The organism is Streptomyces sp. NPDC005485, assembly GCF_040606085.1.
Lineage (GTDB): Bacteria > Actinomycetota > Actinomycetes > Streptomycetales > Streptomycetaceae > Streptomyces.
The window spans coordinates 18,630-42,195 of sequence record NZ_JBEXDZ010000074.1 but is presented as its reverse complement, the minus strand read 5'-3'; the positions used below and the strand labels follow the sequence as shown (position 1 = coordinate 42,195).

Here is a 23,566-nt window from a genome sequence, read left to right as displayed (position 1 = left end):
GCGGGGGAGTTCCCGCCCGCCGCCGGTGGCGTCCGCGGGGGTGCCGGATCGCGCCGCTCCCGCACGCAGCGGCTCAGGGCCGTCCGCCTAGGGAAGCGCCATGTCGTGCTCACGCTCGCACCCGTCGTGCCGGAGGTGGAGGCGGCGCAGGTCTTGCACTGCCGCGACGGGAAAGGGGTGTTGGACCCACTCCGCCAGATAGCCGTCCTCGCCGTGAAGCCGCAGTACCGACTGGGCGGCCTCCAGGACGACATGACTCAGCAGAACGCGCGGCTGCGTGGAACTCCAGACCGGGCTGCCTTCCTGGTCGGGCGCATCGAAGCTCGCGGACATGTCGGCAAACCGATAGATCGTGATACCGACCTCCGATCCGTCACCCCGCAGGACCCACCTCGCCTCGGCCGGTTCAAGGTCGAAGGAGAAGCGCCGGACGCCGGCGGTGCCGTAGAGACCCCCTACGCCGTGCAGGAGGTCGGCAAGGGCATCCGTGCAGTAGCTGACGATGTCCTCGTGTTCCGAGGTCCCGTCCGCTATGCGGCACCGGGCCCAGCCGCTGCCGCCCAGTTCCCAGCCGAACCGAAGACCGTTCCTCATCCCGCTCCTCCCTGTGATCGTCCCCGGAGACGGTACAGCGGAGGTCCACGATGACCGTCGTCAGCGCTGCTCGGTCTCGCGCGTTCGAAGGCCCTTGCTTCAAGTGCACTTGAACCTCCTAACGTGGTCGGCATGACGGTGATCGACAGCACCTCCGTGAAGCCCCCGCCCGTGGAGCCGCAGCCCGTGGACGTCTGTGTCGTCGCGGGGTCGGACCATCCGCGACCCGAAGGCCAGGACCGTTACACGATCCGCGAGGTCGTGTCGTTCACCGGGCTCAGCGCGCCCACCCTGCGCTGGTACGAGGAGATAGGCCTGATGCCGAACGTGGCGCGGTCGCACACCGGCCAACGCGTCTACGGCAACACCGACTTGGACTGGCTCTCTTTCGTGCGCAGGCTGCGGATGACCGGGATGCCGGTCGCCGACATGGTGCACTTCGCGGAGCTCGTCCGCCGAGGGGAGTACACGTTCGACGAGCGGCGCAGGATTCTGGAACAGACCCGGCGCGAAGTAGCGGCGCGCATCGCGGAGTTGCAGGACACCCTCACCGTGCTCGACGCCAAGATCGACTTTTATGCGGACGCCCACCCGGCGCCGGAAAGGGCCTGAACGCCATCATGAGCACCACCTTCGAACAGATCCGCAAGGTCGAACTGGGCACCGGTGGCCCCCTCGTCGGCGTCCAGGGCTTCGGCGCCATGGGCATCAGCGTCGCCTACGGACAGACCGACGACGCGGCGGCCCGCGACACCCTGGAGGCCACCGTCGAGGCGGGCGTCACCCTCATCGACACCGCCGACATGTACGGCGTCGGGGCCAACGAGGAGTTCCTCGCGCCGTTCGTCGCCGCGCACCGCGATGAGATCACGCTGGCCACCAAGTTCGGTATCGAGTACCGCGCCGACGACCCGAACTATCGGGCCATCCGCAACGATCCCGGCTACCTCAAGAAGGCCGTCGAGGCGAGTCTGCGGCGCCTCGACGTAGAGGTCATCGACCTCTATTACATGCACCGCCGCGACCCGGCCGTACCGCTCGCCGAGTCCGTCGGAGCCATGGCCGAACTGGTGCGGGAAGGCAAGGTCAAGCACCTCGGCCTGAGCGAGGTCACCGGCGATGAGCTGCGCGAGGCGCACGCCGTGCACCCGATCGCCGCCCTGCAGACGGAGTGGTCGGTCTTCAGCAGGGACGTGGAGAACAGCGCGGTGGGCGCCGCCGCCGCGCTCGGGGTCGCCTTCGTGCCGTACTCGCCGCTCGGCCGGGGCTTTCTGACCGGCACCTTCGCCGACGCGAGTACCGACCTCTCCAGCAGCGACTTCCGGCAGATGCTGCCGCGCTTCACCGGCGACAACGCCAGGGCGAACACGGCTCTCCTGGCACCGCTGCACAAGATCGCGGCAGACCATGGCGCCACCACGGCCCAGATCGCCCTGGCCTGGGTGCACCAGCGAGCCCTGACACACGGCCTGACCGTCGTCCCCATCCCCGGCACCCGCAAGCGGGGCCGCCTCCTCGAAAACGCCGCGGCCACCCGGATCCTGCTGACCTCCGAAGAGCTGGCGCTGCTGGAACCGCTCGCCGCCCAGGTGGCCGGCGAGCGCTACGCGGACATGTCCCTCACCTCCGCGGCCCGGGAGGCCCGGAGTCCGGCGTGACCCGTCATGCGAGGTGGCCACAGGTGATGACCGAGTGAGCCGCGATCGGGTCAGAACCAGTGCAGGCAGTGCGGGGAGCGCTCGGCGCGGAAGAGGGCGTCAGCGAGGGCGGCCGCGCCCGGGCGGTGGGCCCGGATGTGTCCGGCACGTACGAGCGTGCTCGGCGCCGTGCCGCCGAGGTAGATCGAGCCCAGGTCGCTCACGTCCAGGGAAAGGTCGGGCTCCCGGTCCGTGGGCACGCAGTCGGCCTTGCTGTCCCGGACCGTCAGCAGGTAGCGGCCGTGCTCGCCGAGGAACGGGTCGTCGACGTCGAGGACGAGCTCGCCGTCGGTGAACCAGCCGCGCGCGGTCAGCGCTCGCGGGACGTCCAGCAGCCGCACCCAGAGCCAGTCCATGTCGTTGCTCACCTCAGCGGCGCGGAAGTCCGCGAGCTGCCAGCGCAGCGGGTGGTCGGGCGGGACGTGCTTGAACACGACCTGACCGACCAGGTCATGTCCGAGCACGAACCGGGCCAGGGCCGTGAAGACGGCGTCGTCGGCGGTGATGGTCTCGTCGACCGTCAAGGTGCCGTGATCGCCGAGCGAGTAGCTGGCGTACCCGTCAGGGATGCCGTCGGCGTCCCGGTGGACAGCGACGTAGCGCGGCGCCCGGGAGATCGGGGGCTGGCCCGCGCCCAGGGCCCACCAGCGGTGCGGCCGGGAGAGAGCGCCGGGCTGTGCGCGCCGGTAGCGGTCGTAGACCTCCTCCAGGATCTCGCCGCACTCGGCGCGCCGCAGCACTTCGACCGAGCCGGTGTCCGGAGCGTCGGCTGTGCCGCGCGCCCGGGGGAGGGCGAAGGCGGACCGGTGGCGCGGCACCGTCAGCTGCCCTGTGCGGGTCGCCGGTCCGTAGCCGAACCTGCGGTAGATCAGGGCCTCGGAGGCCAGCAGCACGGAGAGGAACTCCCCTCGGGCCCGCAGCTCGGCGAGCTGATGCCGCATCATCGCGTTCAGCACGCCCTGCCGTCGGTGCGAGGGCAGGACACCGACGGCGGTCACCCCGGGGGCCGGAACGAGGATCTCACCGGGCAGGGTGAGCTCGAAGGAGTGCGCACCGGCGGTGCCGACGGGCCGCCCGTCCTCCGTCAGTGCGAGCAGGCAGCGGTCCATTTGCAGCGCCGACCACCAGGCGCCACCGTCCTCGGCCGGGGTTTCGGGGAAGCGCCCGAACGCGGTGTGCATGGTGTCGACGAAGACGTCGAGGTCCTGATCGGTCGTGGGGCGGATCTCCATCGCTGCCGCTGCCTTCCTGGGATACGGGCACCACGACTCGTGGTTCTCCGCCACAGTGCAGCGTTGGCCCCTGACCTGGTCAAGCGAATTACGCCCCGCTACTTCCTGACGGCCCTCAGCACCACGAACTTCGCGTCGCTCGCGACCAGTTCACTGTTCCCGAACAGGCGCCGCAGCTTGAGGTGGTAGCCGAGATGGCGGTTGCCGATCACCCACAGCTCGCCGCCGGGTCGCAGTACGCGGCGGGCGTCGGTGAACATGCGCCAGGCCGTGGCGTCGGTGGTCGCCTGGTGGGAGTGGAACGGCGGGTTGTTGAGGACGAGGTCGGCGCTCGCCGCGGGGACCCCCGCCAGACCGTCGCCGACACGGAACTCGGCGCTGCCCCCGGTGTTCTCCCGGTACGTCGCCTCCGCCGAGGCCACCGCCTGGTAGGACTCGTCCGCGAAGAGCAGCTCGGCCTCCGGGTTGGCGAGCGCAATCGCCGTACCGACGACGCCGTTGCCACAGCCCAGGTCGACGACGCGCTCGGCGCCGCGGCTGCGCGGCATGTGCTGGAGCAGGAAGCGGGTGCCGATGTCGAGGCGGTCGGCGCAGAAGACGCCCGCCTGGTTGGTGACGGGGCGGCCGGAGACGATGCCGATGCCCTCGGGGAGGTCGTAGCGGTACGGCCACGGGTTGGTGCCCCGGGCGAGGGCCGGGTCCGGGGTGCAGAAGATGAGCCGGGCCTTCTTCTCGGCCAGTGAGGTGCGGGTCGGGCCGAGGATCCGTTCGAACAGGTTCAGCGTCGAGGTGTGGATCTCCTTGACCATCCCGGTCCCGACGACGACCGTCCCCTCGTGCACGCCGGGTGCCAGCCGGTGCAGCTGGTCCTCCAGCAGGGCGAGACTCCTGGGCACGCGGACCAGGAGCACGTCGATACGGTCGGGGGGAGTGTCCTGCGTGGTCAGGAGCCGTAGGGCGGACTCGTCCGCGCCGTTGCGGGCGAGGTTCGCGCGCGTCGCCTCGCGAGCGAGGAACGAGTCGGTGATCTGCGTCGGCCGGTGCGTCGACAGCGCCGTGGTGAGGGCGCCCCAGCGGTCGCCGACCACCACGACCGCCCCGGCGAGAGAGGTGCCGCTCTCCGCGAGGTGTCGCAGCAGATACGTGTCCGCCGCGTCCCAGGCGCGCAGCCGGTCGCGCGGGTCCTCGGGATGGCGGGTGAGCGCGTACGCGCCCCAGGGGGTGGTCATACCGTCGTTCATCGTGCGTCCAGGCTAGCCGAGCCGCAGCTCAGGGCGGGCAGCGGAAGGTCGACGGAGGGTCCGTGGACAGGCGTGGGGCGGATCGGGGCCGGTCGGGGAGGCCGGACCCCGGGTGCGCGAGGATGGGATTCATGGACGGTGAACTGTTTCCGCGTGACCGGACCGAGGTCGCGCCGGGCGCCGTGCACCTGCCCGACTGGCTCGACGCCGAGCGCGGCCGGCAGCTCCTGGAGGCCTGCCGGGCGTGGGCCCGCCCACCGGCCGGCCTGCGCACGGTCCGCACCCCCGGCGGCGGCACGATGACCGCCCGGCAGGTCTGCCTGGGATGGCACTGGTATCCGTACGGCTACGCCCGCACCGTGGTCGACGGCGACGGCGCCTCCGTGAAACCGTTCCCGGCCTGGCTGGGGGACCTGGGCCGCAGCGCGGTCGCCGACGCCCTCGGCGCCGAGGCAGCCGGGGAAGCCGCGTACGACATCGCCCTGATCAACTTCTACGACGGCGACGCCCGCATGGGCATGCACCGCGACAGCGACGAGAAGTCCGACGCGCCGGTGGTGTCCCTGAGCCTCGGCGACACCTGCGTCTTCCGGTTCGGGAACACCGAGTCGCGGACGCGGCCGTACACGGATGTGGAGCTGCGCAGCGGGGACCTCTTCGTGTTCGGGGGCGCGTCGCGGGCGGCGTACCACGGGGTGCCGCGGGTGCATCCGGGCACGGGTCCCGCCGGTCTCGGCCTGACGGGACGACTGAACATCACGCTGCGGGTCAGTGGCCTGTGACCGCTGCTTGACGCGCGCGGCCCGGTGAGAGCCGCGCGACTTGTACGATCTCGGTGATTCGCCGAGGGGGCCGCATGATCGAACTGTCCGAGCTGATCCGGGACTTGCGCAAGGAGCTCACCACCGCGCTGGCCGAAGGGACGGGTGAGGTGCTGCGCTTCGAGCTCGGTCCCGTCGAGTTGGAGGCGACCGTGGCCGTCGACCGCGATGCGTCGGCCGGTGGCAAGGTCCGCTTCTGGGTGGTCGAGGCGAACGGCACGGGTCGGCTCGCGCAGTCGCAGACCCAGCGGATCACGCTCACCCTGCAGCCGAAGCTCGTCGCCCCCGACGGAACGGCCAGGACGGCGTGGATCGCCGGTGACGAGGTGGACCGGGAGCGCTGAGGGCGTGGCGGGACAGGGCGGGCTGCGAATCGAGTACGTCGCCGAGGTGGTCGTGCGGCTGCGCGACGGCGGACGGCGGCGCGGCTCGGGCTATCTGGTCGCCTCCGGCGCGGTTCTGACCGCCGCGCACGTGGTCGCCGGTGCTGCTGAGATCCGGGTGCGGTTCGACGCCGACCGGCCGGGCGAACGCCAGGCGGACGTGTCCGTGGCCTGGGCGCACGCGGGAATCGACGTGGCCGTGCTCGCCGTACCGCAGGAGAAGGCCGAGCACGCCCGCGCCGGGCGGATCGGTGAGGCGGACGCGGTGCTGCGGTGCAGTGCGGTCGGCTTCCCGGAGTTCAAGATGCGTACGGACGAGGCGAGTTGGCACTACCGCGACTCGGAACACGTGCACGCGACGTGCGCGGTGCTCGCCAACCGCCGCGAGGGCACGCTCGATCTGTCGGTGACACCGCCCTCCTCGCCGGATCCGGGCGTGTCGCCGTGGCAGGGCATGTCCGGAGCGGCCGTGTTCAGCGGCGGGTTCCTGGTCGGTGTCGTGGCGGAGCATCATCTGGCCGACGGGCCCGGGCGGCTGGCGGCGAGCCGGGTGGACCGGTGGGCGGAGCGGCTAGGCGCCGACGAGGTGCGGGAGCTGGAGGCGCTGCTCGGTTTCGCGGTACGTCCCGAGGGGCTGGCCGGCGTGCTGCCCGTCTCCGAGGCGGGCCTGACCGAGGCCGCCTACCGGGCCCAACTGGCGGACGTAGCCCCGGAAGGACTGGAGGACCGCCAAGAGGAGCGGGCGCTGCTGGTCGACTTCTGCGCGGGCAGCGAACGCTATCTGTGGATCCAGGGACCGCCCTGGGCGGGCAAGACCGCGTTGGTGTCCTCCTTCGCCCTCGACCCGCCCCGTGGCGTCGTACCCGTGTGGTTCTTCGTCACCAACCGGCGGGCCGAGCAGGCCGACGCCACCGCCTGCACCGAGGCGCTCGTCCACCAGCTCTCCCTCCTCGCGGGACGGCCGCCGGCCGGCCTGACCTCGGGGGCCGCGCGAGACGGGGAGCGCCGTCAGCTGCTGCACGAGGCGGCCGGACGGCTGTCCGCGGTCGATGCGGTCCTGCTGCTCGTCGTGGACGGCCTCGACGAGGACGAGGCGCTGCGTGCGGACGGCCGGGGCCCGTCCATCGCCTCGCTGCTGCCCGAGCGCCTGCCCGACAATGTGCGGGTCCTGGTCACCAGCAGACCGCGACCGGACCTGCCCTCCGACGTCAAGGGCGGTCATCCGCTGCGCAGTTGCCGGGTGCACGAACTGCGATCCGTGGCCGCCGCCCGGCACACCGAGCACGAGGCCCGCTACGACCTGACGAGCGCGCTGACCGGCGACCGGCTCGGCCGCGACCTCGTCGGCCTGCTCGCGGCCGCCCGCGGCAGCCTCACCGCCGACGACATGCGGGAGCTCTCGGAGACCACGCAGTACGACCTCAAGCGGCGTCTCGGCAGCGCCTTCGGACGCATCCTGAGGGTCGGCGCCGGTGATTCCAGCGGGATTCTGTACGACTCCCTGGGGCGCCGGGGTCTGCTGTTCGCGCACGAGACGCTGTTCGCCACGGCCGTCGACGAACTCGGCCCGGACCTCGACGTGTTCCGCGCCCGGGTGCACGCCTGGGCGCGGGACTACGCGGCGCGCGGCTGGCCCACCGAGACCCCCGGCTACCTCCTGCACGCGTACAGCCGCCTCACCGTCTCGCTCGGCGACATCGCCCGCGCCACCGCCCTGGCCCTCGACGCCCGGCGCCACGAGCGGCTGCGCGAGGTCACCGGAAGCGATACCGCCGCGGTCGCGGAGCTCGATCTCGTACGGGAGATGGTGCGCGAGCGGGCCCCGGAGGACCTCGGCACCCAGGCGGCCCTCTCCGCGGCCCGGGACCTGGTCGCGCGGCGCAACATGTCCCTGCACCCCGGGCTTCCGGTCGCCACGGCCCGGCTGGGGCGGTGGGAACGGGCTGTCGGCATGGCGCGGAGCATCTTCGAACCGGAGCTGCGGGCCCAGGCGTTGGTGCGGATCGCGCAGTTCGCGGCGGGCGCGGGTGACCGTCTGCGCGTGGTGTCTTTGGTCGGCGAGGCCGTACCGCTCGCGGTGCACGCCGCCGAGCAGGATCCCTGGTGCCCGCAGGGTCTGGCGGAGAACGTGATCCGTGCCGGAGCCGTGGCGCTCATGACCGTGGGAGCCGACCGGGCGGCACTCGAACTGCTGGGGGAGTTCGACCCGGAGGCGGCGGGACCCCGTGGGGACAGCTGGTACGGGCGGCTGCGGGTCACCGTCGCGGACGACCCGGTCGCCTGGGTACGGACGTTGACCGAGGTGGCCCGCGCCGCGTGGTCCCGCGACGACGCGGGCGCCCGAGCACTGCTGAGGGAGGCGGAGGAGGCCGCCCGTCAGCTGCGGGGCGCGGCGGCGGTGTCCGCACTGGCGGCCGTTGCGGAGGCGTACACGGAAGGCGGCGACACGGGGGCGGTCGCAAGGCTGTGCGATCGGATCGAGGGCCTCGTGGGTGAGTCCCCGGCCGTGTCGCTGCTCGCCGCCGGCGCGGTGGCGCTCAGTGCCGCTCGTCCCGCGCGGGCTCGGGAACTGGCCGTGCGGGCGCGTGCGCGCGCTGCCGAGTCGGTCGACTTGTTGCTCACCGCCTCGCCCGGTCGCCTGCCGGCCTCCTTCGACTCCTTGACGGCCGTGGGCGGCGCCGTTGTGGCCCTGGCCCGCACCGGTGACATGCGGGGCGCCGAAGAGCTGCTGACCGACATGCGCCGCCAATTGGCGGACGCCTCGGTGGCGGTGGATCTGCTGTTCCAGTCGGCGGAGGGGATTTTGGCCATCGCTGCACACCACGTGGCCGAAGGCCGGGCAGCCACGGCGCTGCGGTGGCTGCTGAGCCTCTGGGACGCCCTTCCGCCGATCGGATTTGCTCTGACGGAGGTGTTCACATCCCTGGCGGCGGTGCCGGAGCGGGACGGCCAATGGGAGAGGGTGCTGCTGGAGTTGGCCGAGGCGAAGAGCGCCTGGCCGATGGTGGAGGTCCTGGCCGCGCGGGCGGAGCGGCTGGCCGTCCAGGAGCCGGCCGCCGCGGCGGAGTTGGTCTGCGAGGCCGAGCGATGGTCGGCGCGGGAGGGACGAACCGACCGGGGGCGCGACGAGCGCCTGGGAGAACTCGCCGTGGCCCTGGCCACGGCCGGGGATCCGCTCGGCAGCGAGTCGATCCTGCGGTGCGTGGACGAGGAGCACGTCCGCACGGCGGCGACGGCGCTCGTGGCGAGCGCCCTGGCCGAGTCGCATCCCGCGCAGGCGGCGAACCTTGCGCGCGATGCCGCGCACACCTGGTTGGCGCTGGAGGGACCCGGCCCCTGCGAGCCGGTGATGGAGGCGCTCTGGCGCACGGGTGAGGGCAGCTGGGCGAGGGACATGGCCGACGTGGTCCACCCCTCGGCGTACGTACCGCTCGCATGGGTTGCCGACGATGAGGACGCCGCCCCCGACGTGACCGCTCTGGCGGAGACATACGTCCTTGACGCCTTGCAGAACCCGGACCGGCCCACCGCCGTGATCGAACTCGCCGATCTCCTCGGCGCACTGCGCGGCCACGACCCGGCACACACCTCGGCGTTGGCGGATGCCCTGACCACTGCCGTCCTGAGTCCGCAGATGAGTCACCGGTCGCAGTTGCCCCTGTTGTCCTGCCTGCTGGCGCACCCCACTGATCCCGAGGAATCCGACCGGTGGATGATCGAGGCACTCGACCGGGTCAAGGGCCCGGCCGAACCGGCCGACCTCGACGAGGACGCCGCCTTCGCGCTGACGTTGGCCGCGCTCGGCCGGTACGGGGACGCGGTCCACACGGCCGCCGCCTTCCTGGAGGAACCGGAGCGCGCGGAGGCCTTCGGGTTGCTCGCCGCCCACCTCGTCCAGGCCCGCCAGGCGCCACTGGCGACGCTGACCCGTATCCAAGCCCCCTACTTTCTCCCCGTGATCTGGCGCCTGGCCTCGCTCTCGCCGCCCCGCGACCCCGAGGACGCCGGGGCGCGCGCCCGGGACCTGGTTGCGGAGACGCTTGCCACCGGCCATTGGCACCACGCCCTCCCCGCCCTCGCGGTGCTCGATCCGGCGGCCGTCCGCCAGGTCCGTGACGTCGTCCTCGCCCACCTCCGCCTCCCCACCGCGTAGGACACCGACCATCGGGATCATGGGAGACTCGCCCTCATGAACGGCAAGGCGGGCCCCCGGGCGACGGGGGAAGGGACCACGGGGTCGACGGGGACCACGCGGACGCGGCTGGACCGGGGGCGTGGCGCTCTCGGCCCGGCCCTCGAACTGGTGCACACCGGACGTGCGCCCACGCGTGCCGTGCTCACCGCCGAGTTGGGGGTCACCCGGGCGACGGCGGGCGCGGTGGCCGCCGAGCTGGAGGCGCTGGGGCTGATCAGGGTGGACGCGCGGCCAGCCGCGGAGGCCGGTTCACAGGGGCGCCCCTCGCACCGGCTGGAGGTCGCCGAGGACGGCCCGGTGGCGCTGGCCGCGCAGGTGCACGCCGACGGGTTCCGCGCCGCGCTGGTCGGACTGGGCGGCCGTATCGTCGCCACCGCGCCCGGCTGCGAGACCGTCGACGCCGATCCGGCGAAGGTGCTGGGCTCGGTCGTCGAGGCCGGGGCCGAGCTGCTGCGCGGGACCGGGCGGCGGTGCGTGGGCGCCGGGCTCGCCGTGCCGTCGGCGGTGGCCGAACCGGACGGGCTCGCCCTCAACCCGCTGCACCTGGCCTGGCCCGCGGGCGCACCCGTGCGGCAGATCTTCGCCGAGCGGGTGCGCGCGGCCGGCATCGAGGGGCCCGCGTTCGCGGCCAACGACGTCAACCTCGCCGCGCTCGCCGAGCATCGCCACGGCGCCGGTCGCGGCGCCCGCGACCTGCTGTGCGTGGCCACCGGACACCGGGGTGTCGGCGGCGCGCTGGTCCTCGACGGCCGTCTGCACACAGGCAGTTCGGGTCTCGCCCTCGAAGTCGGCCACCTCACCGTCAACCCCGAGGGCCGCCCCTGCTACTGCGGCAGCCGCGGGTGTCTCGACGTCGAGGCGGACCCGCTGGCCTTCCTCACCGCGGCGGGCCGGGAGCCCGGCCCGGTGGTGTCGCTGCTCCAGCAGGCCAACGACCTCATCCGCGGCGAGTACGCCGACCCGGTCGTCCGTATGGCCGTCGAGGCGCTGATCGACCGCCTGGGACTGGGACTTGCCGGGCTGGTCAACATCCTCAACCCCGACCGGATCATCCTCGGCGGTCTGCACCGCACCCTGCTCGACGCCGATCCGCACCGGCTCAGGGCCGTCGTCGCCGACCGCAGCCTCTGGGGGCAGAGCGGTGGAGTACCGATCCTCGCCTGCACGCTGGACCACAACAGCCTGGTGGGGGCGGCCGAGTTGGCGTGGCAGCCCGTGCTCGACGACCCGCTCGGCGCATTGGCACGGGTCTAGGGGGTGTTTTGAAAGCCCCGCACAGCACCCGCGGCGCCCGGCACGCACCCTCGCCGCACCGGCCGAAGCCCCAAGTACGTCCAGTACGAGAGCCTTCGTCCGGCACGCCGAGGGCACGCACCGAACACCGCGGGCACCGCACGGGACTTTTGAAACACCCCCTGGACGTAGGCCGTCGTCGACGAATTCACCGAGCGCGGCCACCCTTCGGGGCCGCGCCCTCGTCCGCGCGCGGACGTCACCTTGTCGGACCTGTGATCCGGATCCGGTGACGGTCCGCTGCGGTCAACTCATCTAGCCCTGACGCGGGTTCGGCTTGAGAACGGCGAACACGGCGCCGTACGGGTCGGCCAGCCATGCGATCCGGCCGACGTCGGGCACGTCGGCGGCCGGCATCAGCACGCTCCCGCCGTTGCTCTCCACGGACGTGGCGAGGGCATCGGCGTCCGCCACCGAGAAGTACGGCACCCAGCGCGCGTCCCCCTGCCCCTCCTGCAACGGGGCCACACCGCCGAAGGTGCCGTCCTGCTGGTCGCCGGCCTGGATGCTGAGCACCCGGTAGGTCATGCCGGGTGCCTCCATCTCCTCCGACCGCCAGCCGAACAGCCCGTTGTAGAAGCCGATGGCGGCCACCGGGTCGGGGACGTGCAGTTCCACCCACAGCAGGGTGTTGTCCTCGGAGGCCTTCTCCAGGCCCTTGGTCTTTCCGGGCTGCCACACGGCGAACTGTGCGCCCTGCGGGTCGGTGAACTGGGCCAGCCACCCCTCACCCATGACATCCATGGGCTCGGCGCGCACGGCGCCGCCCCCGGAGACCACCTTGCGGGCGGTGTCCTGGATGTCCTCGGTCTTGAAGTACGTCGTCCAGGCCGGCGTCGCCCCCTCCTCGCTGAGCGGGCCGAGCGCGCCGACGGTCTTGCCCGTGTGCTGGAAGAAGCCATACCCGCCGGCCTCGGACCCAGCGGAGACGAACTCCCATCCGAACACCGCGCTGTAGAAGGCGGCGGCTCCGGTCGTGTCGGGGCTGCCGAGGTCGATCCAGTTGGGCGATCCGATACGGAAGTCGGTACCGAGCATGTGCTTCCTCCTGCGATTCCGGGACGGAGACGCCCGCTACGATGCCGATCCGCGAGGTGCCGGTACAGGTACCGGGCTCGAAGCGCCCGGGTTTCACCCGGACGGGGCAACGGCACGGTCCACGGGCAGGTCCGCCGGGAGCGGGCCGGCCGTCTCGGGGGAGGGGGCGTACTGCGCCGGTACAGGCTCCGCTTCCGGTCGGGCGTGCGCCCCGAGCGCGTCCAGCCGGCCGGGGTCGGCTCCCAGGGCGTCGATACGGACGAAGGGCATGGCGGCGGCTCCCTTGCGGGGTGAGGGGAACAACGGCTGGTGAGAGGGGCGCTCAGCGCCAGTCCGCGGCGAACGCGCTCTGGGGGTTCTCGGTGAGGATGCGCTCCACCAGCTCCTTGCCCAGGGCGAGTTCGAGCCTCGGGCGCACCCGTCGCAGCAGGTACGGCATCCCGGGGCCGCCGTCGACCGAGCGTGCGGCCGCGGTCGTGGTGTCGCCGCCGAGCAGCAGACGGTCGCCGAACCCGGCCTCGGCGAGGGCGCGTACGGCGTCGGGCATGCGCCAGTCGGTGGCGTGGTTGGCGCGGGAGGGCCCGTCGAAGGTGAGTCGGGCGCCGGCCTCGGCTGCCTGCCGGTGCACCGCCAGGTCGGGGGAGCGGTTGAGGTGGCCGAGGATCACGCTCTGCGGGGCGACCCCCAACTCGCCGCACAGCAGGTCGAGTACGTCGAGCGCGCCCGTGCCCAGCTCCAGGTGCACGGCGATCGGCGCACCGGTGGCGTGGTGGGCTTCGGCCGCCGCGGCCATCGTCCAGCGGGCGTGTGCGTCGAGGGAGTGGAAGCCCCCCGCGACCTTGATGAGCCCGGCGCGGACCCCGGAGGTGCCGATGCCCTGCGTCAGCTCCGAGACGAACAGCTCGGCAAGGCCCCCGCGCAACCGCCGCAGCAACTCCGCGCCGTAGTGGGCGGCTTGGTGGAGGCCGGTCGCGGCGACGACATGCACTCCGCTGTCGCGGGCGAGGAGGGGCAGGTCGGCGGCGCGCCGGCCCATGCCGTACGGCGTCCACTGCACCACGGTGCCGCCACCCTGCGTGCGGAACGCGGCCAGCTCGGCCCGCGCGGCGGACGCTTCGCGCAATTCCTGGCCCGGGAGTTGAGGGCTGCTCAGGAAGAGGTGATCGTGCGCGTTGCACACCCCCAACTCCCGCGGCGGAACGTCTCCCAGGACGGTGCGGACGGTGTTCACCACTGCCTGCCCCGCGGCAGGCGGTCGCGCTCCGGGGCCGACATGTGCAGCACCCGGAAGACCTCGCCGGGCTCTTTGGGCGCCTCGTGGGTCCAGAGGGAGAAGTGCACGACTTCCCAGTGGCGCGGATCCACGGCTGCGGCCGCGCACACCGCCCCGTCCAGCCCTGCCAGCCGCTTCGCCTCGCGCGCCGCCTCCTCCATGGCCTCGGACAGTTCCACTCCCTCCGGGACGCGTTGTCGGTGCCGCAGCGCGACCAGGGCGGGGGAGCCGGCGGCGCCACCGTCCTCGTAGGCGAGACCTGTCCAGTGCTGCACCACCGGCCGGCCGAAGTCGTTGACGAGCCCCTGGAACGCTCCGCCCCACAGGAAGGAGTTCATCCCCTCGGCCCCGTTCCACAGGTAGAACGGCGCGTACTGGTTGACCGGTGAGCCGTCCACGCCGCGCTCGCGTACCAGGAAGGTCTTGAAGCCGAGGCCGTCCCAGTCGTCGAGCAGGTGCCCGACGCGGGCGACGCGGTCGCGGATGATGCCCATGTCGTAGTCGGCGGGGAAGGTGAGCTCGTACTGCAGGGCGTGCATCGGTGCCTCCTGGCGGATTCGCGGCTCGGGAACAGGGGCTCTTACGGGCTCAGGCGGGGTAGTCGGCCGGTCCGACGTGCGCGTCCCACTCCGTGGTCGTGCCGTCCTCGGCCGCCTCGACGACCGCGAGATGCGTCATGAAGGTGCGCGGCGCCGCGCCGTGCCAGTGCCATTCGCCGGGTTCGATCCACACCGTGTCGCCCGCCCGGATCGCCTCGGCGTCCCCGCCCTTGCGCTGCACCAGACCCTCGCCGTCCAGGACGTGCAGCACCTGGCCGTGCGGATGGCGGTGCCAGGCGGTGTGCGCGCCGGGTGCGAAGCGGACGTTGAACATCCGCAGCCGGGACGGGGCCGGGGGGACGGCGACCTCGTCGAGCCACACGGTGCCGGTGAAGTTCTCCGCGGGTCCCTGCTGGGTGTCGGGGCGCTTGCGGGTGATGTGCACGGGGGCACACTCCTTGCTCTTGAAGGGGTCTGAGGCTCTTGAAGGTCCTGAGTTCCTGAAGTTCTGAAACGGAATCAGCGCAGCGGGGCGAGCAGGGAGAGCAGCCCGCGGACCCCGGTGTCGAACGCGGCGGCGTTGCCGGACGCCCGGGCCAGCACATAGCCGCCCTGGACGGTCGCCACGATCGTCGCGGCGATCTCCTCACCGTCGAGCGAGGTCGCGAACTGGCCCTGCTCCTGGCCCTCTTCGACGATCCCGGCGAGCTGCTCGCACAGCCAGTCGATCGTCTCGTCGACCGGGGCCCGCAGCTCGGCACTCGCGATGATGTCGGGGTCCATGGTCAGCCGCCCGACGGGACAGCCGCGCAGCACGTCGCGCTCGCGACGCAGATACGCCTCGATGCGCTCGTACGGCGAGCCGGGTCCGCTCAGTACCTCCGCGGCAGTAGCGCGCATGTCCTCGGCGGTGCGGCGGATCGCGGCCAGGGCGAGGTCGGGCTTGCCCTTGAAGTGGTGGTACATGCTGCCCTGTCCGGCGCCCGCCTGCTGCTGGATCGCCTTGGGGCTGGTGCCCACGTAACCGCGCTCCCACAGCAGCTCACGGGTGGCGTCGATGAGTCGGTCCGGAGTGCTCATGACGGCACTGTACCTACTACTAGGTACAGAAGTACATACTAGTAGGTACAGAAGTCGCGACGTGGAATCGGGACCGGCGGAAGCAGGCGCACATCCCCCCGCGTACTCCCGCGGAGGTACACGCACTGCCGCTGGCCGTACGACGACTCGGACCCCCTCCCGGAGCGAGCCTCAAGTCATCACGAGAAACGCACCGAGGAGATGACTGAGATGCAGACCCTGGCGAACTGGGACGGCGGACCCGGCCCGTGGATCCTCTTCTTCCCGCTGATCTGGGCGGCCGTCGTGATCGCAGTCGTGTCCGTCCTGCGCCGCACCGTCTGGCGCGGCCGCCGCGGACCGATCGGACCGTGGCGCGCGATGGACGACGTACGGCCCCGCGGTGACTCCCCGATCGCCGTGCTCGGCCGCCGCTTCGCCTCCGGCGAGATCGACGAGGACGAGTACTGGCGCCGACTGTCCGTCCTGGACGAGCAGTTCGGGCGTATCGGCAAGGGCGGTGCGGCATGAGCACCCTGCCGGTCGGGACCACCGTGACCGCCACGCGTCACGCCGCGGGTGTCGCCGACGCCGTCAAGGTGTACGGCTCCGGCGACACCACCGTGCGGGCCCTCGACGGGGTGAGCATCGGCTTTCCGGCCGGCCGCTTCACCGCGATCATGGGCCCCTCGGGGTCCGGCAAGTCCACCCTGATGCACTGCGCGGCGGGCCTCGACACGCTCACCTCCGGCGCCGCCTTCATCGGCGACACCGAGCTGAGCACCCTGGACGACCGCCGCCTCACCCTGCTGCGCCGCGACCGCATCGGCTTCGTCTTCCAGGCCTTCAACCTGATCCCGACCCTGACGGTCGCGGAGAACATCACGCTGCCCATGGACCTGGCGGCCGGCAAGGGCGATCGGCAGTGGATCGACGCTCTCGTCGACGTCGTCGGCCTGCGTGACCGTCTCCACCACCGGCCCTCCGAGCTCTCCGGCGGACAGCAGCAACGCGTCGCCGTGGCCCGGGCGTTCGCCGGACAGCCCGATGTCGTCTTCGCCGACGAACCCACCGGCAACCTCGACTCGCGCTCCGGCGAGGAGGTGCTGCACCTGCTCGGCCGTGCGGTGCGCCAGATGGACCGCACGGTCGTGATGGTCACCCACGACCCGGTCGCCGCCGCGCACGCCGACGAGGTCGTCTTCCTCGCCGACGGCCGCCTCGTGGACCGGATGCAGGCCCCGACCGCGGACAAGGTCCTCGACCGGATGAAGGCCTTCGACAGCAAGGGAGCGCCGTCATGAACGCGGCCGTGCGCATCAGCGTGTCCTCGCTGCGCGCCCACAAGCGACGCTTCGCCGGTACGTTCCTGGCGGTGTTCCTCGGCGTCGCCTTCCTCGCCGGCACCCTGGTCATGGGCGACACGCTGCGAGCCGGCTTCGACACCATGTTCGGCAAGGCGACCAGCGGCACCGACGCCGTCGTCCGCAGCGCCGACACCATCACCGCGCCCGGTGAGAGCCAGGGTGTGCGCAGGCCCGTGGACATCGGCCTGGTGAAGGCGATCGAGAACACGCCCGGTGTCGCCGCCGCCGTGCCCGACATCCAGGGCGCGGGCCAGCTCGTCGGCTCCAACGGCAAGCCCATCGGCGGCCAGGGCCCGCCCACCCTCGCGGGCAACTGGATCTCCGACCCCGAACTCAACGCGTACGAACTCGCCGAGGGACGCGCCCCCGCCAGGTCCGGCGAGGTCATCGTCAACCGGGGAGCCGCCGAGAAGGGTCACCTCACGATCGGCGACACCACGACCCTGCGCACCCCCGATCCCGTCAAGGTCACCGTCGTGGGTCTGGCGACCTTCGGCGGCGAGGACGGCATGGCCCAGGTGACCTTCACCGGGATGACGCAGGCCGACGCCGAGAAGTACCTCACCGCCAAGCCGGGCGAGGCCGCGAGCCTGCGCGTGCGGGCCGGACCCGGCATCTCTCAGGCGGAACTCGTCGACCGGCTGACATCCGTACTGCCCAAGGGAGTCGAGGCGATCACCGGCCAGGAGTCGGCCCAGGAGAACACCGACATGGTCTCCAGCCAGTTCCTGACCCTCTTCACCAGCTTCCTGCTGGTGTTCTCCGGCATCGCGCTCCTGGTGGCAACCTTCTCCATCCACAACACCTTCGCGATCGTCGTCGCCCAACGGGCCCGCGAGAACGCCCTGTTGCGGGCCCTCGGGGCCTCCCGCCGCCAGGTCACCGGCTCGACCCTCGTCGAGGCGAGCGCCGTCGCCGTCACCGCGTCGGCCGCCGGCCTCGCGGGCGGCATCGGCATCGCGGCAGGGCTGCAAGCACTGTTCCCCGCCATCGGCTTCCCCTTCCCCGACGGCGCTCTGGTGATCAGCGGCCTGTCCATGCTGCTGCCGCTCGTGGTCGGCATCCTGGTCTGCCTCGGCTCCGCGCTGCTGCCCGCCGTCCGCGCCGGACGCACCGCACCGCTGGCAGCACTGCGCGAGACGGCCGTCGACCAGTCCGGCGCCTCCCGGACCCGCGCCGTCGTCGGCGGCGGCCTGGCCGCGCTGGCCCTCGGAAGCACGCTGGCCGGCGTCCTCGTGACCCCGTCCCTGTGGCTGGCCGGCCTCGGCGCGGTGCTGGCACTCGCCGCGTTCGTGGTTCTCGGCCCGGTCGCGTCCACCACGGCCGTACGTCTGCTCGGTGCCCCGCTCGACACTTTGCGCGGCGTCACGGGCGGCCTCGCCCGGCGCAACGCCCTGCGCAGCCCGAAGCGGACCGCCGCCACCGCCGGCGCGCTCATGATCGGCGTGGCCGTCGTCTCCCTGTTCACGGTCTTCGGCGCCTCGCTCAAGGCCACCATGGACCAGACCGTCTCCCGGTCCTTCGCGGGCGACATCGCGGTCAGCACCCCGTCGTTCGGCGCGGGCGGCAGCGGGCTCAGCCCGAGGCTGGCGCCCGCGATCGCGCGCCAGGCGGTCGTCGAGGACGCCGTCGGCCTGGGCCGCGGCGTCGCCGAGGTCGACGGCAAGGGACGCGCCCTGACGGTCACCGACCCGGTCACGCTCGGCAAGGTCTTCGACCTGGGCACCGTCCACGGCTCCCTCGGCGATCTGGGCACCGACGGCATCGCCCTCACGAAGAACGAGGCCGACAAGCAGCACCTGAAGACCGGGGACACCACTCGGCTGACCTTCACCGACGGCAAGCAGGAGACGTTCACCGTCCGCGCGGTCTACGGGCAGTCGGAACTCGCCGGCGACTACGTCATCACGCGCGCCGCCTGGGCCCCGCACCGCACCCAGGACTCCGACACCCTCGTCGCCGTCTCCTTCAAGGAAGGCGTGAGCACCGACGAGGGCAAGGCAGCGGTCGAGAAGGTGGCCGCGCAGTACGGAAATCCCGAGGTGCAGACCCGTAACAAGTACGCACAGTCCTCGGCCGGTGGCATCGACATGATGCTGACCCTGGTCTACGCACTGCTCGCGCTCGCGGTGCTCATCGCCCTGCTCGGCATCGCCAACACACTCACGCTGGCCATCCACGAGCGCACCCGTGAACTGGGCCTGCTGCGGGCCGTCGGCCAGACCCGCGCGCAGTTGCGCGCCATGGTCCGCTGGGAGTCGGTCCTGGTCGCCGCGTTCGGCACGGCCGGCGGACTCGCGCTCGGCGCGTTCCTCGGCTGGGTGCTCGTCGAGGCCGCCGACGGGGCCGCAGACAGCGCGTTCGCCTTCGCGGTCCCGCCGCTCCAGCTGGCGGTGGTGGCACTGGTGGGCCTCGCGGCCGGAGCCCTCGCGGGCCTGCGTCCGGCCCGGCGGGCGGCGCGCCTGGACGTGCTGCGCGCCATCGCCACCGAGTGACGCGACCGCCCGCGGAGGGGGTCACCGCCCGGTCAGCCGGCAACGGCCGACCGGGCGGGAGCGTGTCCGGGCCTGCGTCCGTCGACGGTGTGCCTGCGGGTGCTCTCGCGGGCAGTGTCGTACGGCGGAAGGACGGGCACCGCCACTGCGGGCGCGGGCGCCGGAAGTGTGAACCACACGACCTTGCCCGACTCACCGTTCGGGCGCACTCCCCAGCTCTCGCTCACCGCGGCGACCATGGCGAGGCCGCGTCCGCAGGTGGCGAAGAGGTCCGCGTCCCCCACCTCGGGGAGGCGGGGATCGTGGTCGTGCACCGAGACGGTCAGCCGGTCGAGCAGCAGCTCGATCTCCACGGTGCACAGCTTGTCGGGCTGGGCATGCCGGTGGACGTTGGTCAGGAGCTCGGTCACACCGAGCGCGGCTGGGGCTATCAAGGGGTCGAGATGCCAGTAGCGCAATTGCGCAGAGACGATTCTGCGGACCTGGCCGATCCGCGACGGCAGGGCTTGGAGCTCCACCGTGCAATGCCTGCTTGGCTGGCTGATCACGGCTGCGACTCCCCGAATTGGGTTCCGGAAGAAGACGGAGATCGGATCCAGCAGAGTGGCTGAGTGGAACGGCCGCCTGCTGAGGTGGCCGGCGGGCTGGTTCGCAGCGTTATCGCCGGTAAACCCAGAGTGATGTGAGAACAGCGTGACTCAGGGGGTGCGGTCCCGCAACTCGCGGCACGGAAGGCCGCTCTGCGTTCGTGGACCGGCGACCGCCTAGCCGCTGCGCCCCGCCGCCTTGCGTACCGCCTCGATGAACCGGCGCGCCGAGGGCGGCCCCGGCTTTCCCGGCGCGGGATCGTGCTCGCCGAGGGTGAGCAGGTAACGCGTTCCGTTGACGTCGGCCAACGCCCGGTCCTCGTGGGCGAACCAGGGCTTCGACGCGCGCACCGCCTGCACCGGGGCACTGTCGATCTCGCTGCCGTAACTGGTGAGCAACTCGAGCCTGCCGCCGCTGATCCGGACCTGCCCGGCCCGGGTGAGCGAGCGCAGCCTCTTCCCGATCCGCACGCCCGTGGCCGTGAACTCCGGCTCCGCCATGATGCCCCGCCCCCTTGTGCGCTTTCGGATGCCCTGTCGAGATCCGCATGGGTCGTGATCCAGTGTGCACCCCGCTCGGGACGGTGGTCCCGTGCGGTGCAGTCTGCACGCCCCCGGCGTCGAGCACCAGTACGCACGACGACCCGGCGAAGAGGGGCGGGAGCACACGTGGCGATGCGCCCCCGCGGCGCCGTACGGCCGTGCCCCAGGGGTTCCTTTGAGGTCCTCAAAGGTGTGTTTATGCAGGTGAGAAGCGTGCGGAAGGTGCTTATGATCGAGGCGTCCGACCATGTGAACCGGCGTCGGCACAATCCGAAGGAGCCCCGCCGATGAGTACCCCTCAGCAGGCACGGACCGCCGAATCCCTGTCCACCCTGGACGTCGACCACAGCGACGCGGCGTACCGGGGCTGGCTCAAAGAGGCCGTACGCAAGGTCCAGGCCGATGCCAACCGCTCGGCCGACACCCATCTGCTGCGCTTCCCGCTGCCCGAGAAGTGGGGCATCGACCTGTATCTGAAGGACGAGTCGACCCACCCGACCGGCAGCCTCAAACACCGGCTCGCGCGCTCCTTGTTCCTGTACGGCCTCTGCAATGGCTGGATTCGGCCCGGCCGCCCGGTGATCGAGGCGTCCAGCGGCTCGACGGCCGTCTCGGAGGCGTACTTCGCGAAGCTCATCGGCGTGCCCTTCATCGCGGTCATGCCACGCACGACAAGCGCCGAGAAGTGCCGACTGATCGAATTCCACGGCGGGCAGTGCCACTTCGTGGACGACCCCCGCAAGATGTACGAGGAGTCCGCAGCCCTGGCGGTCGACACCGGCGGCCACTACATGGACCAGTTCACCTACGCGGAGCGGGCCACGGACTGGCGCGGCAACAACAACATCGCCGAATCCATCTTCCGCCAACTGGAGTTGGAACGATTTCCGGAACCCGCGTGGATCGTCGCCACGGCGGGCACCGGAGGCACCTCGGCGACCCTCGCGCGCTATGTGCATTACATGCAGCACGACACCCGCATCTGTGTCGCCGATCCGGAGAACTCGTGTTTCTTCGAGGGATGGACGACCGGCGATTCGGACGTCACGTGCGACTGCGGCTCGCGCATCGAGGGCATCGGGCGCCCGCGCATGGAGCCGAGCTTCGTGCCGGGCGCCATCGACCGGATGATGAAGGTCCCCGACGCGGCGAGCGTGGCCGCCGTACGGGCGCTGGAGCAGGCCATCGGGCGCAAGGCGGGCGGCTCCACCGGCACCGGTCTGTGGAGCGCGCTGAAGATCGTCGCCGAGATGGTGGCCGAGGGCCGGACGGGCAGCGTGGTCACCCTGCTGTGCGACCCGGGTGACCGCTACCTCGACAAGTACTACTCGGACACCTGGCTGGCCGACCAGGGCCTGGACATCGCCCCGTACACGGCGGCGATCGCCTCGCTGCTGAAGACGGGTGTCTGGGAGCACTGACCCGCTGCGGGGATGAGCGCCTTGGCCGCGGGAGCGCCGACGGCTGCCGTCAGCCGGGCTGCCTGACGACCTCCGTCAGGCAGCCGCTGCGGACCCTTCGTCAGGCAGGTGTCGAAGCGAGCCGGCGGTCCAGCGCCGCGACCGCGCCGCGGAACGAGCGGCCCATCCCTGCCCGCGCCAGCTTCAGAACGAACCGGAACGGCGCGCTGCCGTCGGCGGCGAACGTCCACTGCACGCGCGTACCCGTCCCGTCGGGCGTCAGGAGCCACTCCTCGACCACGGCACGGGCTCCGGGCGCGTTGGTGACGTCGACGCGGTAGGCGTACACCTCGGGGGACTCGGCGGCGAGGATCGTCTCCTCGAACCGTGTACCGCCCCGCAGCCGGACCTCGCGTCCCGCGCCGTCACCGGTCGGCCGGGCCGATGCCACCGCCCAGAACCACTCGGACAAGCCCTCCACGTCATCCGCGAGAGCGTGAAAGACGGCCTCGGGAGGCGCGGCCACCACCCGGGCGAACACCAGACGCAGCGGAGCGGTCCCGATGAAGTCGAGCCCCACCGGGCGCAGTCGGTGTGCCATGGACGAAGACCTCCTACGGGAACGGAATCCCTGGCGGAAGCGGACGAGCAACGGGCAGCGCCACCATAGCCGGGGGACCGTCAGGTGTCTGTACCGTTCCCGGCCTCACCGGCCACTACCAGGCGCCGCAGGTGCTCGGAGATCTCCGCGCGCGCCTCCGTCGCCAGCCCGGCGTCCGTCACCAGCGTGTCGACCTGCTCCAGCGCGGCGAACGAACTCAGGCCCACCGTGCCCCACTTGGTGTGGTCGGCCACCACCACGACACGCCGTGCGGACTGCACCAGCCTGCGGTTGGTCTCGGCCTCCGCCAGGTTCGGCGTCGACAGGCCGGCCTCGACCGATATGCCGTGCACACCCAGGAACAGCACGTCGAAGTGGAGTGCGGCGATGGCCTGATCGGCCACCGGCCCCACCAGCGAGTCGGACGGGGTGCGCACTCCGCCGGTCAGCACCACCGTGGCCGCACCCTGGCGCTGACCGGACGTGCGCTGTGCCGTGTGGAAGACGTCGGCCACCCGCACAGAGTTGGTGACCACCGTCAGGTCGGGGACGTCGACCAGCTGATGGGCGAGCGCAAAGGTCGTCGTACCCCCCGACAGCGCGATCGCCGTGCCCGGCGCGACCAGTTCGGCCGCCGCCCGCGCGATGTCCTCCTTGGCGGTCAGCTCCAGACCGGACTTGGCCTCGAAGCCGGGCTCATGCGTGCTCGCCTCGACCACGGGCACCGCGCCGCCGTGCACCTTCTCCACCACACCCTGGCGGGCCAGTGCGTCGAGGTCGCGACGGACCGTCATGTCCGAGACGCCGAGCTTGCGGGTGAGTTCGTTGACGCGGACCCCGCCGCGGCGCCGCACCTCGTCGAGGATCAGGGCGCGGCGCTGCTCCGCGAGGAGGTTCTGATTCTCACTCACGTCCGCTCCGGTTCCTTTCGTCCCAACATCCCATAACCCGCCCGACACGCCGTCCGAACCCGCTCCGACGGGGACTTTCTCCCCGCCCCGGGGGCCGAGGACGCCCCATCCTCGCATGGGTTGCCGCAGGTCGCGCCACAGATGGCTCCCTTCACTCCGTGATCTTCCGTACGCCACTGTCACACGTATCGGGGAGATTCCGTGACCATAGGTGTACGCGCCTCCCGATGGGGAGATCCTTGTGCCTGCACATGACACACGCCACACACGGCACGGGGGAAGTGCAGAACAGTGGAA

General features: G+C 71.9%; 23 protein-coding genes. 10 read left to right on the top strand and 13 right to left on the bottom strand.

Annotated elements, in window-relative coordinates:
• Positions 1-87: 87 nt before the first annotated feature.
• Positions 88-594 (bottom strand): hypothetical protein, encoded by a 507-nt coding sequence (locus ABZS97_RS24180; protein ID WP_356140410.1) that lies wholly within the window; start codon positions 592-594, stop codon positions 88-90.
• 132 nt (positions 595-726) lie between these two features.
• Between ABZS97_RS24180 and ABZS97_RS24175 the strand changes: the two genes are divergently transcribed.
• Both ABZS97_RS24175 and ABZS97_RS24170 read left to right on the top strand, forming a co-directional pair.
• The gene (locus ABZS97_RS24175; protein WP_356140409.1) at positions 727-1,206 is read left to right on the top strand and encodes a MerR family transcriptional regulator; all 480 of its coding nucleotides are present in this window, start codon (positions 727-729) and stop codon (positions 1,204-1,206) included.
• A gap of 8 nt (positions 1,207-1,214) precedes the next feature.
• A complete protein-coding gene (locus ABZS97_RS24170) occupies positions 1,215-2,252 on the top strand; it encodes an aldo/keto reductase (RefSeq protein ID WP_356140408.1) in 1,038 nt (345 codons plus the stop codon).
• Positions 2,253-2,302: 50 nt separating this feature from the next.
• On the opposite strand, the gene ABZS97_RS24165 is transcribed toward ABZS97_RS24170, so the two are convergent.
• Positions 2,303-3,523: a GNAT family N-acetyltransferase gene (locus tag ABZS97_RS24165; RefSeq protein ID WP_356140407.1), complete on the bottom strand. Its 1,221-nt coding sequence runs from the start codon at positions 3,521-3,523 to the stop codon at positions 2,303-2,305.
• A 98-nt stretch (positions 3,524-3,621) separates the two neighbouring features.
• A complete protein-coding gene (locus ABZS97_RS24160; RefSeq protein ID WP_356140414.1) occupies positions 3,622-4,752 on the bottom strand; it encodes a methyltransferase in 1,131 nt (376 codons plus the stop codon).
• Positions 4,753-4,895: 143 nt separating this feature from the next.
• On the opposite strand from ABZS97_RS24160, the gene ABZS97_RS24155 reads away from it, so the two are divergent.
• The 4 genes from ABZS97_RS24155 to ABZS97_RS24140 all read left to right on the top strand — a co-directional run bounded on the left by ABZS97_RS24155 (position 4,896) and on the right by ABZS97_RS24140 (position 11,417).
• Positions 4,896-5,546, top strand: coding sequence for an alpha-ketoglutarate-dependent dioxygenase AlkB (locus ABZS97_RS24155; protein ID WP_356140406.1), 651 nt, complete (start codon positions 4,896-4,898; stop codon positions 5,544-5,546).
• Between the two features lie 74 nt (positions 5,547-5,620).
• Complete coding sequence (locus tag ABZS97_RS24150; RefSeq protein WP_356140405.1) at positions 5,621-5,929, top strand: trypco2 family protein; 309 nt, start codon at positions 5,621-5,623, stop codon at positions 5,927-5,929.
• A 4-nt stretch (positions 5,930-5,933) separates the two neighbouring features.
• Complete coding sequence (locus tag ABZS97_RS24145) at positions 5,934-10,121, top strand: trypsin-like peptidase domain-containing protein (RefSeq protein WP_356140404.1); 4,188 nt, start codon at positions 5,934-5,936, stop codon at positions 10,119-10,121.
• A 36-nt stretch (positions 10,122-10,157) separates the two neighbouring features.
• Positions 10,158-11,417 carry an ROK family protein gene (locus ABZS97_RS24140; RefSeq protein WP_356140403.1) on the top strand — a complete coding sequence of 420 codons (1,260 nt, stop codon included), beginning with the start codon at positions 10,158-10,160 and terminating at the stop codon, positions 11,415-11,417.
• Between the two features lie 294 nt (positions 11,418-11,711).
• Here ABZS97_RS24140 and ABZS97_RS24135 read toward each other — a convergent pair whose 3' ends face one another.
• The 6 genes from ABZS97_RS24135 to ABZS97_RS24110 form a co-directional block, all read right to left on the bottom strand.
• Positions 11,712-12,494, bottom strand: a complete 783-nt coding sequence (locus ABZS97_RS24135; protein ID WP_356140402.1) for a VOC family protein — start codon at positions 12,492-12,494, stop codon at positions 11,712-11,714.
• Positions 12,495-12,587: 93 nt separating this feature from the next.
• Positions 12,588-12,764, bottom strand: a complete 177-nt coding sequence (locus ABZS97_RS24130; RefSeq protein WP_356140401.1) for a hypothetical protein — start codon at positions 12,762-12,764, stop codon at positions 12,588-12,590.
• A 52-nt stretch (positions 12,765-12,816) separates the two neighbouring features.
• A complete protein-coding gene (locus ABZS97_RS24125) occupies positions 12,817-13,725 on the bottom strand; it encodes a phosphotriesterase (protein WP_356140400.1) in 909 nt (302 codons plus the stop codon).
• Positions 13,722-14,306, bottom strand: coding sequence for a DUF4865 family protein (locus ABZS97_RS24120; protein WP_356140399.1), 585 nt, complete (start codon positions 14,304-14,306; stop codon positions 13,722-13,724). Before ABZS97_RS24120 ends, ABZS97_RS24125 begins: the two co-directional genes overlap by 4 nt.
• 49 nt (positions 14,307-14,355) lie before the next feature.
• Positions 14,356-14,751, bottom strand: a complete 396-nt coding sequence (locus ABZS97_RS24115) for a cupin domain-containing protein (RefSeq protein WP_356140398.1) — start codon at positions 14,749-14,751, stop codon at positions 14,356-14,358.
• Between the two features lie 74 nt (positions 14,752-14,825).
• On the bottom strand, positions 14,826-15,386 hold the full coding sequence (locus ABZS97_RS24110; RefSeq protein ID WP_356140397.1) for a TetR/AcrR family transcriptional regulator: 561 nt from the start codon (positions 15,384-15,386) through the stop codon (positions 14,826-14,828).
• Between the two features lie 210 nt (positions 15,387-15,596).
• Here ABZS97_RS24110 and ABZS97_RS24105 point away from each other — a divergent pair, with 210 nt between their 5' ends.
• The 3 genes from ABZS97_RS24105 to ABZS97_RS24095 are packed head-to-tail and all read left to right on the top strand — an operon-like array spanning position 15,597 to position 19,227.
• A complete protein-coding gene (locus tag ABZS97_RS24105; RefSeq protein ID WP_356140413.1) occupies positions 15,597-15,896 on the top strand; it encodes an SHOCT domain-containing protein in 300 nt (99 codons plus the stop codon).
• Entirely contained in the window at positions 15,893-16,669 is a 777-nt protein-coding gene (locus ABZS97_RS24100) for an ABC transporter ATP-binding protein (protein WP_356140396.1), read from the top strand. Before ABZS97_RS24105 ends, ABZS97_RS24100 begins: the two co-directional genes overlap by 4 nt.
• Entirely contained in the window at positions 16,666-19,227 is a 2,562-nt protein-coding gene (locus tag ABZS97_RS24095; RefSeq protein ID WP_356140395.1) for an FtsX-like permease family protein, read from the top strand. Before ABZS97_RS24100 ends, ABZS97_RS24095 begins: the two co-directional genes overlap by 4 nt.
• 32 nt (positions 19,228-19,259) lie before the next feature.
• On the opposite strand, the gene ABZS97_RS24090 is transcribed toward ABZS97_RS24095, so the two are convergent.
• On the bottom strand, positions 19,260-19,775 hold the full coding sequence (locus tag ABZS97_RS24090) for an ATP-binding protein (RefSeq protein ID WP_356140394.1): 516 nt from the start codon (positions 19,773-19,775) through the stop codon (positions 19,260-19,262).
• 216 nt (positions 19,776-19,991) lie between these two features.
• Positions 19,992-20,315: a hypothetical protein gene (locus ABZS97_RS24085; protein ID WP_356140393.1), complete on the bottom strand. Its 324-nt coding sequence runs from the start codon at positions 20,313-20,315 to the stop codon at positions 19,992-19,994.
• A gap of 329 nt (positions 20,316-20,644) precedes the next feature.
• On the opposite strand from ABZS97_RS24085, the gene ABZS97_RS24080 reads away from it, so the two are divergent.
• Positions 20,645-21,778 carry a PLP-dependent cysteine synthase family protein gene (locus ABZS97_RS24080; RefSeq protein WP_356140392.1) on the top strand — a complete coding sequence of 378 codons (1,134 nt, stop codon included), beginning with the start codon at positions 20,645-20,647 and terminating at the stop codon, positions 21,776-21,778.
• A gap of 100 nt (positions 21,779-21,878) precedes the next feature.
• Here ABZS97_RS24080 and ABZS97_RS24075 read toward each other — a convergent pair whose 3' ends face one another.
• Together ABZS97_RS24075 and ABZS97_RS24070 are read right to left on the bottom strand one after the other, a co-directional pair.
• Positions 21,879-22,358 (bottom strand): SRPBCC family protein, encoded by a 480-nt coding sequence (locus tag ABZS97_RS24075; RefSeq protein WP_356140391.1) that lies wholly within the window; start codon positions 22,356-22,358, stop codon positions 21,879-21,881.
• Positions 22,359-22,438: 80 nt separating this feature from the next.
• On the bottom strand, positions 22,439-23,269 hold the full coding sequence (locus ABZS97_RS24070; RefSeq protein WP_356140390.1) for a DeoR/GlpR family DNA-binding transcription regulator: 831 nt from the start codon (positions 23,267-23,269) through the stop codon (positions 22,439-22,441).
• Between the last annotated feature and the right edge of the window lie 297 nt (positions 23,270-23,566).

Coding starts and splice junctions, on each gene's coding strand:
- ABZS97_RS24180 (WP_356140410.1), bottom strand. CDS start 594: ATGAGGAACGGTCTTCGGTTCGGCTGGGAACTGGGCGGCAGCGGCTGG.
- ABZS97_RS24175 (WP_356140409.1), top strand. CDS start 727: ATGACGGTGATCGACAGCACCTCCGTGAAGCCCCCGCCCGTGGAGCCG.
- ABZS97_RS24170 (WP_356140408.1), top strand. CDS start 1,215: ATGAGCACCACCTTCGAACAGATCCGCAAGGTCGAACTGGGCACCGGT.
- ABZS97_RS24165 (WP_356140407.1), bottom strand. CDS start 3,523: ATGGAGATCCGCCCCACGACCGATCAGGACCTCGACGTCTTCGTCGAC.
- ABZS97_RS24160 (WP_356140414.1), bottom strand. CDS start 4,752: ATGACCACCCCCTGGGGCGCGTACGCGCTCACCCGCCATCCCGAGGAC.
- ABZS97_RS24155 (WP_356140406.1), top strand. CDS start 4,896: ATGGACGGTGAACTGTTTCCGCGTGACCGGACCGAGGTCGCGCCGGGC.
- ABZS97_RS24150 (WP_356140405.1), top strand. CDS start 5,621: ATGATCGAACTGTCCGAGCTGATCCGGGACTTGCGCAAGGAGCTCACC.
- ABZS97_RS24140 (WP_356140403.1), top strand. CDS start 10,158: ATGAACGGCAAGGCGGGCCCCCGGGCGACGGGGGAAGGGACCACGGGG.
- ABZS97_RS24135 (WP_356140402.1), bottom strand. CDS start 12,494: ATGCTCGGTACCGACTTCCGTATCGGATCGCCCAACTGGATCGACCTC.
- ABZS97_RS24130 (WP_356140401.1), bottom strand. CDS start 12,764: ATGCCCTTCGTCCGTATCGACGCCCTGGGAGCCGACCCCGGCCGGCTG.
- ABZS97_RS24120 (WP_356140399.1), bottom strand. CDS start 14,306: ATGCACGCCCTGCAGTACGAGCTCACCTTCCCCGCCGACTACGACATG.
- ABZS97_RS24110 (WP_356140397.1), bottom strand. CDS start 15,386: ATGAGCACTCCGGACCGACTCATCGACGCCACCCGTGAGCTGCTGTGG.
- ABZS97_RS24105 (WP_356140413.1), top strand. CDS start 15,597: ATGCAGACCCTGGCGAACTGGGACGGCGGACCCGGCCCGTGGATCCTC.
- ABZS97_RS24100 (WP_356140396.1), top strand. CDS start 15,893: ATGAGCACCCTGCCGGTCGGGACCACCGTGACCGCCACGCGTCACGCC.
- ABZS97_RS24095 (WP_356140395.1), top strand. CDS start 16,666: ATGAACGCGGCCGTGCGCATCAGCGTGTCCTCGCTGCGCGCCCACAAG.
- ABZS97_RS24085 (WP_356140393.1), bottom strand. CDS start 20,315: ATGGCGGAGCCGGAGTTCACGGCCACGGGCGTGCGGATCGGGAAGAGG.
- ABZS97_RS24080 (WP_356140392.1), top strand. CDS start 20,645: ATGAGTACCCCTCAGCAGGCACGGACCGCCGAATCCCTGTCCACCCTG.
- ABZS97_RS24075 (WP_356140391.1), bottom strand. CDS start 22,358: ATGGCACACCGACTGCGCCCGGTGGGGCTCGACTTCATCGGGACCGCT.